This is a genomic window from Rosistilla ulvae, assembly GCF_007741475.1.
Taxonomy (GTDB): domain Bacteria; phylum Planctomycetota; class Planctomycetia; order Pirellulales; family Pirellulaceae; genus Rosistilla; species Rosistilla ulvae.
The window spans coordinates 1,748,057-1,759,505 of sequence record NZ_CP036261.1 but is presented as its reverse complement, the minus strand read 5'-3'; the positions used below and the strand labels follow the sequence as shown (position 1 = coordinate 1,759,505).

Sequence of the window (11,449 nt, the reverse complement as noted above, 5' to 3'; positions counted from 1 at the left end):
TCGGGCGCCACACAACGGCCGAACGCTGGATCATTCATACGTCAGCAGCGAATGCAATTTGTATTTGCTTAAACGTTGTTCGCCGCCAAGCCCTTTCAGATTGATCACAAACGCGCAACCGACGATCTCCGCGTCGCACTTCTCCAACAACTGGCAGCAGGCGTCGACGGTTCCCCCGGTGGCCAACAGATCGTCTAACACCAACACGCGCTGCGCCGGTGCAACCCCATCGACATGCATCTGCACCGTGTCGCTGCCGTATTCGAGATCGTAGGTCAACGAATGCGATTCAAACGGCAGCTTGCCCGGCTTGCGAATTGGGACAAAGGCAGCATTCAGCCGGATGGCCAAGGGGGCGGCAAAGATGAAGCCGCGGGCTTCAGCGGCGGCGACGACGTCGATTTGTTGACCAATAAACGGAGCGGCCAATCGATCGATCACAGCCGACATCGCGACGGGACTCTTCAACAGCGGTGTGATGTCGCGAAACAGAATCCCCGGCTTCGGGAAATCGGGGACGTCGCGAATGTAATCGCGGAGATTGATCGAGCCATCGGTCATGCTTGGTAATCCTGGAAGGTGGTCGCAAATCGAGGACGCACAATTTACCAGGTCGCTAGGAGTTCAGGAACTGCCGAACGGACATCCCCAAGTGACGCAATGCCTCTCGTAAGAAGGATCGGATCCAAGGAGCCGAACCGAGATCGTCGCCGATCCCGGGAAGACAGACGATGGCAGTGATCAACAGCAACATGCCCCCCAGAGCGATCCCCGATGTGCTCGCTCCCGAATCTTGCGACCGATGGTTCCACACAAACCAGCTCCGCCGAACACCTTCCTGGGGCGTGAGGTCTTGCAACCGCCGAACGCTCAGCTTCGTATCGCCATCCGCGTCGTTGAACATCCACTGGGGCGTCACACGGGACCGCTCGTTTAGAAGGACCAAAGTCCAACTGCAATTCTCTCGGATCCGCTTGGCATATCTCTTGCCGACACAGAGCGTGAAGCCGTCGATCGAGGTCGCGATGACCGTCACCGGGATCCGTTTACGCCCCACCTTCAACGATCCGACGGCGCATTTCCCTGTCACCGGACATCGGAAGAAAGCGTCTTGGGATCTGACAGCACTCATGCATTTCGCTCGGTAGGTTTCCACTGGGCAGCATTACAACACTAGCCCACGTTTACCGTGAATGAGGCTGACAAAATCATTGCTAGCGATGCCGGCGGGGATTCGCTGTCAAACTTTAACGGTTCGGCAAAACACTCGGATTGTTCCCAGGACTTTCGATTTGATGATAGGAATAGTCGATCCTACTGAGGGATACATATCTAAACAAAGGAACGCCTGGCATGATTGCGATGAATCGACGAGTTATAGCGGTCTTGATGGCCCTCGCGTCGGTAGTCCATTCCGCCCACGGGCAGTCGCCAATGCCTTATGCCGGCAACGTGGCGACGCGGCCCGGAATCGGATTGACCAGCGAGGATCAGGTGCCGGACATTCCTGGCGAAGTTCTCAGCCAATTGCCACCGGGTTGCACCGCGACCTGGGATGGTCGTCCTTCGTCCACTCAACTGTTGCTGCCTCAAGTCGCCCCGCAAGCAAACAACGCTGCCCCTGCCGCGCCAGTCGATCCTTATACTGCCGCCATCAATTCCGCAGGCAACCGCGGACATATGATCCACGGAAGCTACCGTTACGACGCGGCAAGCGTTCCCGATAATTCGATCCGCGCCCAATTGGCTGCCGCGCATCGCATGGCTCAGCTGGAAAAGGACGATCCGCTAGCGTTAGCCGATGATCCGCTCTCGCTGGGCGGAGACGACGACCCGCTCGGCGGTTTGGGCCCACGTAACCGCCGCTCACGTGGCGGTAGCGGCGAGAAGGGAGCCGATGCTCCGAAGGCTAAAAAGACTCCCGATCCTCACGAAGCGTTGTGGGCCGAAGACTGCTACCCCTCGGCGGCAACCTGTGCCAAATGCCATCCCAAGCATTACGAGGACTGGCGAGCTAGCAGCCATGCCTACGCTGGAATCTCGCCGATGTTCCAGGTCTTCGAGCAGACGATCAGCGAGTTGTCGCAGGGCACCGTCGGTTACTTTTGCGTCCGCTGCCACATGCCCGTTGCGACGCAGATGAAAAGTATCGAACGCTCGACCACGATTCTCGATGCTCCGGTCGTGATTCGCGAGGGGATCACCTGTATCGCCTGCCACCGCGTCAACGAGATGTACAACAAAGCCAACGGGGCTCGCCGGATCGAACCGGGCGACATCCATGCCCCAGTTTATGGAAACGTTGGTGGTGCGGGCGTCAATCAAGCGATCGCGGAAAAAGACAAACACAAGCTGAAACTGAGCCCCGACGATAAGGGGCCCGGCCAATCGATGCACCTGGAGGGACGCTTCTTCGAACCGCTGACGCGCAGCGAATTCTGCATGCCATGCCACCAGGTGGCGGTCCATCCGGGGATCGCATTGGAAGTCGTCTGGAACCAATACCGCAACTCACCGGCCTGGAAAAAGGGTGTCTCCTGTCAGGATTGCCATATGGGACACACCCCTGGCAAAGCCTACGGATACGCTTGCGAACCGATTGCCGAACTGGCGGGCAAGCCGTTTGGTCCCCCGCGGAAATTCTCCAATCACAATTTCTGGGGCCCCAATTATTCGATAGCTCACCCCGGTGTCTTCCCCCACAATCCCAAAGCCGACCGCTGGTCGCCGCGGGAATGGCTGTCGTTCGATTGGCGAGCCGGTTGGGGAACCGAGGACTTTGAACGCAGCATCCGCGGTGCTCAAGGGATGCACTTCCCGCCCCCTTGGGACGATGCCGACGACCGCCGCGACGCGCGGAAGATCATCGATTCCAACTTGAAACGAGCCGTGCAAAAACGAGATTCCGGCATCGCGACGCTCTCCGCTGCGGTCAGGCTGGACGGGCCTCACTTAAAGACGAAGCCACGAGTCAACAAACCGTTGAATTTCAAGATCCATGTCCACAACGGCAGCGATGGTCACAACCTACCGACCGCGTCGTTGGGAGCCCAGCCGCAACAGTGGTTGAACGTCACGTTGATCGATCCCTTTGGAAGGATCGTCTGGGAAACGGGTTACCTGGACAGCAATGGCGATCTCGCGGAACTGATGAGCGAGGATGTTGTTAACGGCAAGATACGCCCGGACTATCAATTGTTTAACTTGCAGACAAAGTTCTTGATCACCAACGTCAAAGGCCCCGACCGCGAGTTTCCGCTGCCGGTCAACGTTGACGTCGATCAAATCCCTTTCCTGCGTCCGGGGAACGTTCCGTTTTCGGTCCTCAACCATCCGCCGTTCATTCGCATGGAAGCCCACTCGATTCCACCCGACGGTGTCAAAACCGCAAGTTATCGGATCCCTGCCGACGCGTTCCGTCAACCGGGAACCTACCGGATCTCGGCTCGCTTCCGCGCTCGCCTGGAACCGCCTTACTTCATGCGGCTGTGCAAATCGACGCCCGAAATGATCCGTCGGATGAATGAACAAATCATGGACATCGCTCCGCAAACGACGGAAATCTTCGTTCGCTAACCATGTCCAAATTACTACCCCCATCGAACCGAGCAGCCATGCATGCCTCAGCGATCCTTATCGTCAGCCGCCCCGCTGCGACGATCTTCGCCAGCTTGCTGATCGTTGCATCGCTGCTGGCGACAACGGCCCGCGCCCAGTATGCGACCGCCACAAGCGGTGTGCAGCTGGGGATGCCGGTGATCCGAAACCAGGCGGCCGACGCAGCTCCCACGCGGCTCCCCGCTCCGTCGGCTGCCCCAACCGCTGACGCCACGCCTGCGGCATTGGCTGGTACGGGGCAAGCTGCACAACCGGCGAGCGCTCGCAGCAGCGAACCGATGCCAGGTCGGCTCGCCTCGGCGGTCCAATCAAGCACGCTCGATGCCGACACCATCTACGCACCTCAGTTGGTTCCTTGGGCTGGCGATTTTTCGCCGACGCCTCTGCCCGATGCCGCCTTCACCTACGATGCCGCCGAGGCGCGACGCCCCTACGACGGGAAGAGCCCGGTTCCGGTTCAGCGTCCGTTGATCGAGTGGGGCCTGCCGTTTTTCCTCAACGGCATGATCCCTCGCAGCCAGACCTTCCTCGGGGAGACGAACCTCGTTCAACAACACTTCTACATGTACGGAGATTACCGCATCGGATACGGTGGAGGCCGAAACGCTGGCGACGACTTCCATAACATGGCCACACAATTCCGGCTCGACTTCGACTGGGGGATCACCTCAACCGAACGCTTCCACGCCTTCATGCAACCGTTCAACCGCAACGGCAATGCTACCGGCGTCAACTTTGTCAACGACGACTTCGAAGCGCAAGAAGCGTTTAATGTCGACTTTATCACCGGTTTCTTCGAGGGGGACCTGGGAGCGATCACCGGCGGCCTGACCGATACGTGGTATCCGTTCGATCTTCCCTTCACCGCCGGCTTGATCCCACTGCTGTATCAAAACGGCATCTGGATGGATGATGCCGTTGCCGGAGCCGCATTTGCACTTCCTTCAAAGAACAGCAAATTCCTGCGATGGTCGAACTTCGACGCGACTTTCTTCGCCGCCGTCGATCAGATCAACAGCGATGCCTTTCCCGGCGACAAGAACGCAGCCCACTTATTTGGTACCGCTTGGTTTATCGAAGCTTACGAAGGCTACATCGAAACGGGCTACGCATACGTTGATGATCGCACGAACAGCGATCGCAGCTACCACAACATGACCCTCAGTTTCGCCAGGCGTTATTTCTGGCGAGTGGCGAACACCGTCCGCGTGATCGGTAATTTCGGACAGGACCTACCGCGTGAACAGCGGACAGCCGATGGAGCATTGGTGCTGATCGAAAACGCTTGGGTCTCGCGAGATGCCCTTCGCTTTGTCCCCTACCTGAACGCATTCGCTGGTTTTGGCCGCCCTCAATCGGTCGCTCGCGCTGCAGCGGCTGGCGGCGTGCTCAGGAACACCGGCATCAACTTTGAAACCGACGGGATCAACGGCTTCCCAACCCTCGACGCCACGGCAAACAATACCTATGGCGGAGCGGTCGGCATCAATTTACTGGGCCCCGCCTTCGATCACCAATTGGTTGTCGAAGCGGCCTACGTCGGAGTGATGGATAACCCAGACGATCGCAAGGCTGCCGGCGAGGAGCTGGCGTTTGGAACGCGGTACCAAATACCGATCAGCCACCGGACGCTGATCCGCCTGGACGGCATGTGGGCTTGGCGAGATAATGCTAGCGATTTGACCGGCGGACGCATCGAGTATCGATGGAAGTTCTGATTGGGGCTTTTGAAGAAGCTTCGTTATCGTTATAGTACGCGATTCATTCCGACCGAAGATTGCAACTGTTGCATAATCCATAATTGAAAGGCTCCCGAAAATGCCCAAAATGAAGACCCACAAAGGCACGAAGAAGCGTTTTCGTCTGTCGGCCACAGGCAAAGCGATGCACCGCAAGAGCGGCACCAGCCACTTGCAAGCTCGCATGTCGCAAAAGCGTAAGCGAAACTTGCGTGGTACCGGCGCGATGGACGTTTGCATGGAAAAAACAATCCACGCAGCCCTCAGCGGCAACAGCTACTAATCCCAGCTGCCAGCCGCACAGGCGGCAAAACAAAAAGAATCCCATTCACCAAGCAGCTGGGCAGAAACAGTCTCGCCGATAGAGCGGGGCGGCCCGAGGTTGCCAAACACGCAAGGAACGATCGATGCGTACGACCAAAGGTGCAGCACGCACCCAAGCTAAAAAACGTCTTTTCAAACGCGCCAAAGGTTTTGTTGGCGGCCGCGGTACCCTGTTGCGTACCGTTAAAGAAACCTTGCTGCGCAGCGGTGCCTACGCGTTTCGCGATCGTCGCGTCAAGAAACGCAACTTCCGTCGCTTGTGGATCACCCGTATCAGCGCCGCTTGTCAACAACGCGAGATGCGATACAGCCAGTTCATGTACGGCCTGAAGAAAGCCGACATCCAACTCGATCGTAAGCAATTGTCGGAACTGGCGATTCACGATCCTCAGGCCTTCGACGTGATCGTTGAACAGGCCAAAGCCGCGATCGCCTGATCGCCGCAGATTCCCCGCAGCCCGGGCGATTCCGGGCAGCCGCGAAAGTAATTTCTTGGACCTATGGCACTCGCAGACTTCATTCGATCGCTAGACGATCTTGAATCCCAAGCGGTCGCGGCGTTTCGCGAAGCGACCGATAACGACGGACTCGAAGAAGTTCGAATCCGTTTTCTCGGTGCCAAAAACGGCCAGTTGAAATCGGTCCAGCAGCAGATGAGTTCGGTCGATGGACCGGACAAAAAGGCTGCTGGCATGCGACTCAACGCGGCCAAGGGGAACATCCAAGCATCGTTCGAGCAAGCTGTCGAACAGCTTTCTCAGCGGGCCCAGAAATCGGGCCCCGCTCCCGACCCAACGCTCCCTGGCAATCCTGTTCGCTTGGGACACGTTCACCCCGTCACTCAGACGATCGAACATCTCAAAGAGATCATGGGGCGGATGGGGTTTGAAGTCGTCGAAGGTCCCGAAGTCGAGGATCCTTGGCACAACTTCGTCGCTCTGAACATTCCCGAAGATCACCCCGCTCGCGATCCGCTGGATAACTTCTACCTGGCCACTGCGGAACGCAATGGCAGCGGCAAGACGTACGCCGAAGGTGACCGGTTGCTGCGCAGCCAAACCAGCACGGTTCAGATTCGCGTGATGGAAAACCGCCAGCCGCCGATCCGCGTGATCTCGCTGGGCCGCGTCTACCGTCCCGATGAAGCCGACGCCACGCACTATCCGATGTTCCACCAAATGGAAGGTCTGTTGATCGATCGCGGCGTCACGATGGCCAACCTGAAGACCGTACTGAACATGTTCGCCACCAGCTATCTGGGCGAAGAGGTTAAGGTCCGCTTCCGGCCGTCGTTTTTCCCGTTCACCGAACCGAGCGTCGAAGTCGATTACTGGTGGAACGGCTCCTGGATCGAATTTGGCGGCGCCGGCATGGTCGACCCCGCCGTTCTCACCGCAGTCGGTTATGACCCCGAAGAGGTCACCGGATTTGCATTTGGTCTGGGCGTCGAACGCCTCTGCATGCGACGCCATGCGGTCACCGACATCCGCGATCTTTTCAGCGGCGACATTCGGTTCCTCAGCCAGTTCTGATCGGCGTTTTCACCGACTGATCCAACACACGAAGAGTTGCACCGATGCTTGTATCTTGGAATTGGCTTCGCCGTTACGTCGACCTTCCGATGACCGAACCCGAGCTCTCCGAACGCTTGAGCATGACGGGGCTGAATCACGAGGGGACCGAAGTCGTCGATGGCGAAACCGTCATCGATCTGGAAGTCACCAGCAACCGCGGCGATTGTCTGGGACACATCGGTGTGGCCCGCGAGATCTCGGTGCTGTACGAACTGCCGCTCTGCAAGCCGCAGCCCGAACCGGCCGAAGGCTCCGGCAAGGCGAGCGATTCGATTCGCGTCACCAACGTTTTTTCCGACGCCTGCCCACGCTATACAGCTCGCGTGATCCGCGGCGTAAAAGTTGGCCCCAGCCCCGATTGGCTGGCCGAAGCGCTGCGTGCTGTCGGCATCGGCAGTGTCAACAATGTCGTCGACATCACCAATTTTGTCCTGATGGAATGCGGCCAGCCGCTGCACGCGTTTGACCTCGCAAAGTTGGCTGGCGATGAGATCGTCGTCCGTCCGGCGCGGCCCGAGGAAGAGATCGAAGCGATCGATCACAAAACGTACACGTTGGATCCGGAGATGTGTGTGATCGCCGATCGCGATCGCGCCGTTGCAGTCGCCGGAGTGATGGGGGGCGCGTCGACCGAAGTTACCGAGTCGACGACCGATCTGTTGATCGAATCCGCCGTATTCACTCCGCTCAGCGTCCGCCGGACCGCTCGCAAGTTGAAGCTGCACAGCCCGTCGTCGTTCCGTTTTGAGCGTCGCGTCGATCCGCAAGGCGTCGATTGGGCAAGTCGCCGTTGCTGCGAATTGATCCTCGAAATCGCTGGCGGAACTCTGGAGCAGGGAGTTGTCGACACGGAACCTGAGCTGCCCACACCGACCAACGTCTGCCTGCGGCTAGCGCAAGTCGAGCGAGTCCTGGGCGTCAAAGTTCCCGACGACGAGATCCGCAAGATCCTCACCGCCCTAGGCTGCGATGAGCAGACTGCGGATGTCGACAAGATCCACACCTGCCCGCCGTCGTGGCGACACGACCTGACGCGTGAGATCGATCTGATCGAAGAGATCGCGCGGATCTACGGATACGAAAAGATTCCCGACGACAGTCCGATTCCGGTCGCCGCCAGCCAGAAGCGTCCGTTCGATGAAGCGGTCTCCAAGATTCGCGACGTCCTTGTCGGATCGGGAATCAGCGAAGCGATGACGCCTAGCGTTGTCCCAGCTGACGTCGATGAACTCGTCAGCCCCTGGACCGATCGCCAGCCGCTGACGACAGAAACGGCGCTACTGAAAGGAGCCAAGACGCTCCGCCGCAGCATCCTGCCGAGCTTGCTGGACAGCCGCCACGCCAACCAAGCCGCCTCGGGTGCGGATGCGGAACTTTTCGAAGTCGCTCACATCTACGTTCCGCCAGCGGAAGTCGACGGCTTGCCCGAAGAACAGTACTGCGTCGCTGGTGTTTCGGGGCAGGACTTCTATCAAGTCAAAGGAATCGTCGAGACGCTGCTGCGACGACTGGGAATCGCCGCGGTTCCCGACGTTCGCCAAGTCGAAGTCCACGGACTCGACAAAGCCTGGTCGATCGAACTGACGATCGCAGGCGAATTGATCGGCTACGTCGGACAGTTGTGCCCGGATGTCCAGAAGAGCTTGAAGCTTGAAAAAGCAACGACCTGTTTCGAACTGAACCTCGACGCGATGCTCGCCGCGGCGCACCTGGTCCCTCAGTTCCGCAGCGTCAGCCCCTTCCCATCGGTCTCGCGCGACCTGAATCTTGTCGTCGACGAAGCGATCCGCTGGGTCGATCTGGCCGCCAGCGTCCGCGCTGCAGTCGGGCCTGTCCTGGCTGACCTCAAGTATGTCGAAACCTACCGCGATCCGGCAAAAGATGGCGAAGGGAAGAAGCGGATTCTAATGAGCATCGATCTGCAAAGCCCCGACAGCACGCTAACCAATGCTCAAGCCGACGCAATTCGAGGCGACGTCGTCGACCGCTGCAACGCCGACCACGGCGCAGTCCTACTAGGCTAGGGCACATCTTCCGGCCCGATCAATTCCCCTGGGCCCAAAGGCTAGTCGACTTACGCCTTCAGGGCCGAAGGCCCTGGCAAGATTCCCTAGGGCCGAAGGCTCGGCGATTTGCATAGCCAAGGCCAGCGGCCTGGTTAATCGGGCCGCAGCGCAGAACGTTAGCGCTGAAGGCCCGGCAAGGTGCCCCAGGGCCGAAGGCTCGGCAATTTGCATAGCCCAGGCCAACGGCCTGGTTAATCGGGCCGCAGCGCAAAACGTTAGGGCTGAAGGCCCGGCAAGGTGCCAAGGCAGGACGAATTGACGGGCCTTCAGCCCTTGTCTCGGGTAAATTCTTGACGAGGGGGGCCGGAACCCAGGCCGATGGCCTGGGTAATCGGACCGCAACGCAAATCGGTTAGGGCTGAAGGCCCGGCAGTTGGGAAGAGGCGAACAAATTACCGGGCCTTCGGCCCTCGACTCGGGGGGAATTCGTGTGGGACGCCTGGCCCCCCAGGCCGTTGGCCTGGGCTATGCAAACCACCGGACCTTCGGTCCTCGATTCGGGGGGGGGGAATTCGTGCCGGACGCCGCCCCCCAGGCCGATGGCCTGGGCTATGCAAATTGCCGAACCTTCGGTCCTCGACTCGGGTGGATTCGCGGCGGGCGGCCGAAACCTGCGCCATTGGCCTTTGCTACGTTAGCTGCCGGGCTGATGGTTCTCGGCTGGGCTGGGCGTTTGTTGTGTGATGGCTGCCGGTGTCGGTCTTGAATCCGACGGGGCAATGTTGCGGCAACAGCATCGTGACTCGCGACGGCTGGACTGCGATCTCGACGGGCAGGTAGCCGGCGAAGTCGCCATCGAGTTGATAGGGGATCTTGGCGCCCGGATCGGTCGGTTCGATGGTAAATCGTCGGCTGCGGCCGATGATGGTTCCGTCGAGCGTGTGATGCGACCGCCGAAAGATATGCGCCAGATAGTGCAGGGCCCGATAGACTGATCCCTTGTCGAACGTGACCGAATCGAGCCAGCCGTCGGTCCCGTCGGCCCAGGCTGCGATCGGAAGCCCGACGGCGTAACGGGGCACATTAAATACGAACGCCCATCGCGCCGGCACTGGCTGTTCGTCGCTCTGGCGATCGATTAATCGTAGTGAGGGGAAGTGGTAACCGATCATCGACCGCAGGACGGGAGCGAGGTAGCTGAGCTTCCAGATGTGGCCGCTGCGTGTTGTGTGCAATCGCCGAACCACCTCTGCGTCAAAGCCACAGCTGCACATGATCAGGAACAGCCGCTCGTCGGCGAGCGACGCATCCATCACCACCGTCCGCTGTCGCATGATCGTGTCGGCAGCATCTTCGGCACTGGGTCGATGCCCCAGGTAACGCGCCATCAGGTTTTCGGTCCCCAGCGGCAGCGGCATGACTGGCGATTCCGCTGGCAAGCGCGATACGACAAGCGATAACGTCCCGTCTCCCCCGGCGGCGACCACTCCCTTCAATCGTCCCGCGGCAGTCAACGACTTTGCATCCGCCGCTAATTGGTCGATGTTCGAAGTGCTCCGCACCTCCAGTCCACGCTGGGTGAGCGCATGGGCCAGTTTGGGCACCAGGTCGCGACGCTGCCCTGAACCCGCCTTGGGGCTAGTGCAGATCAATACGACTTCAGGCGACTCGTTCATCCCGATCGACTACCGCTGCGAAGGAATTGAGAAATGGGTTCGAGCATTTGTTTGCGGCGAATCAGAAGTGTGCCGCAAACGCTCATTCTAAAGAGCCTACGGAATCGCAAAACCCACGATAAATCAAGCGATTCATTTTCCCGGCCGAGATCTTCGCAGCAATCCGCCGCAAAAACGACGGCTGCCGCGGCGAAACCGCTCGCACCGCGCACGAAAAAAGCCTGGAGACCACAAGGATCTCCAGGCTTTAAAAGGTCGGGGCGAAAGGATTCGAACCTTCGACCCCCTGGTCCCAAACCAGGTGCGCTAGCCAGACTGCGCCACGCCCCGCGACCGAGCGATATGTTACCGATCTTGGCTCTCGGAGGAAAGCCGGGATTGGCATCGATTCGGCTAGATTTTTTAGAATCGTTTCAAAACAAAGTCCGATTCTAGCGACTTTGCTAGCCGATTCTCGAACACATCTTATTGGACAGCCGCCGCTCGCCCGAGGTTCAGTCGCGCCGGGCAAC

Annotated in this window: 9 protein-coding genes and 1 tRNA gene; 6 read left to right on the top strand and 4 right to left on the bottom strand. The window is 59.2% G+C overall.

Translation table 11 applies throughout. The features are described 5' to 3' along the window. Nucleotides 1–30 precede the first annotated feature (30 nt). Nucleotides 31–561, bottom strand: a complete 531-nt coding sequence (locus tag EC9_RS06385) for an adenine phosphoribosyltransferase (protein ID WP_145343343.1) — start codon at nucleotides 559–561, stop codon at nucleotides 31–33. Between the two features lie 55 nt (nucleotides 562–616). After that, nucleotides 617–1,132 (bottom strand): hypothetical protein, encoded by a 516-nt coding sequence (locus EC9_RS06380; RefSeq protein WP_145343341.1) that lies wholly within the window; start codon nucleotides 1,130–1,132, stop codon nucleotides 617–619. A 230-nt stretch (nucleotides 1,133–1,362) separates the two neighbouring features. Between EC9_RS06380 and EC9_RS06375 the strand changes: the two genes are divergently transcribed. From EC9_RS06375 to pheT, 6 genes are all read left to right on the top strand, one after another. Next, nucleotides 1,363–3,576, top strand: coding sequence for a multiheme c-type cytochrome (locus EC9_RS06375; protein ID WP_246105984.1), 2,214 nt, complete (start codon nucleotides 1,363–1,365; stop codon nucleotides 3,574–3,576). Nucleotides 3,577–3,614: 38 nt separating this feature from the next. Further along, on the top strand, nucleotides 3,615–5,336 hold the full coding sequence (locus tag EC9_RS06370; protein WP_145343339.1) for a hypothetical protein: 1,722 nt from the start codon (nucleotides 3,615–3,617) through the stop codon (nucleotides 5,334–5,336). Between the two features lie 100 nt (nucleotides 5,337–5,436). Then, entirely contained in the window at nucleotides 5,437–5,640 is a 204-nt protein-coding gene (gene rpmI / locus EC9_RS06365) for a 50S ribosomal protein L35 (protein ID WP_145119202.1), read from the top strand. Nucleotides 5,641–5,764: 124 nt separating this feature from the next. Then, the gene (gene rplT, locus EC9_RS06360; RefSeq protein WP_145343338.1) at nucleotides 5,765–6,118 is read left to right on the top strand and encodes a 50S ribosomal protein L20; all 354 of its coding nucleotides are present in this window, start codon (nucleotides 5,765–5,767) and stop codon (nucleotides 6,116–6,118) included. A gap of 63 nt (nucleotides 6,119–6,181) precedes the next feature. Continuing rightward, a complete protein-coding gene (gene pheS, locus EC9_RS06355) occupies nucleotides 6,182–7,213 on the top strand; it encodes a phenylalanine--tRNA ligase subunit alpha (RefSeq protein ID WP_145093648.1) in 1,032 nt (343 codons plus the stop codon). Between the two features lie 44 nt (nucleotides 7,214–7,257). After that, nucleotides 7,258–9,279: a phenylalanine--tRNA ligase subunit beta gene (gene pheT / locus EC9_RS06350; RefSeq protein ID WP_145343336.1), complete on the top strand. Its 2,022-nt coding sequence runs from the start codon at nucleotides 7,258–7,260 to the stop codon at nucleotides 9,277–9,279. A gap of 671 nt (nucleotides 9,280–9,950) precedes the next feature. Here pheT and EC9_RS06345 read toward each other — a convergent pair. Both EC9_RS06345 and EC9_RS06340 read right to left on the bottom strand, forming a co-directional pair. Next, entirely contained in the window at nucleotides 9,951–10,937 is a 987-nt protein-coding gene (locus EC9_RS06345) for a diacylglycerol/lipid kinase family protein (RefSeq protein ID WP_145343334.1), read from the bottom strand. A gap of 255 nt (nucleotides 10,938–11,192) precedes the next feature. Further along, nucleotides 11,193–11,267: transfer RNA gene (locus EC9_RS06340), tRNA-Pro, on the bottom strand. Nucleotides 11,268–11,449 lie beyond the last annotated feature (182 nt).

Coding starts and splice junctions, on each gene's coding strand:
- EC9_RS06385 (WP_145343343.1), bottom strand. CDS start 561: ATGACCGATGGCTCGATCAATCTCCGCGATTACATTCGCGACGTCCCC.
- rpmI (WP_145119202.1), top strand. CDS start 5,437: ATGCCCAAAATGAAGACCCACAAAGGCACGAAGAAGCGTTTTCGTCTG.
- EC9_RS06370 (WP_145343339.1), top strand. CDS start 3,615: ATGCATGCCTCAGCGATCCTTATCGTCAGCCGCCCCGCTGCGACGATC.
- EC9_RS06375 (WP_246105984.1), top strand. CDS start 1,363: ATGAATCGACGAGTTATAGCGGTCTTGATGGCCCTCGCGTCGGTAGTC.
- EC9_RS06380 (WP_145343341.1), bottom strand. CDS start 1,132: ATGAGTGCTGTCAGATCCCAAGACGCTTTCTTCCGATGTCCGGTGACA.
- pheT (WP_145343336.1), top strand. CDS start 7,258: ATGCTTGTATCTTGGAATTGGCTTCGCCGTTACGTCGACCTTCCGATG.
- pheS (WP_145093648.1), top strand. CDS start 6,182: ATGGCACTCGCAGACTTCATTCGATCGCTAGACGATCTTGAATCCCAA.
- EC9_RS06345 (WP_145343334.1), bottom strand. CDS start 10,937: ATGAACGAGTCGCCTGAAGTCGTATTGATCTGCACTAGCCCCAAGGCG.
- rplT (WP_145343338.1), top strand. CDS start 5,765: ATGCGTACGACCAAAGGTGCAGCACGCACCCAAGCTAAAAAACGTCTT.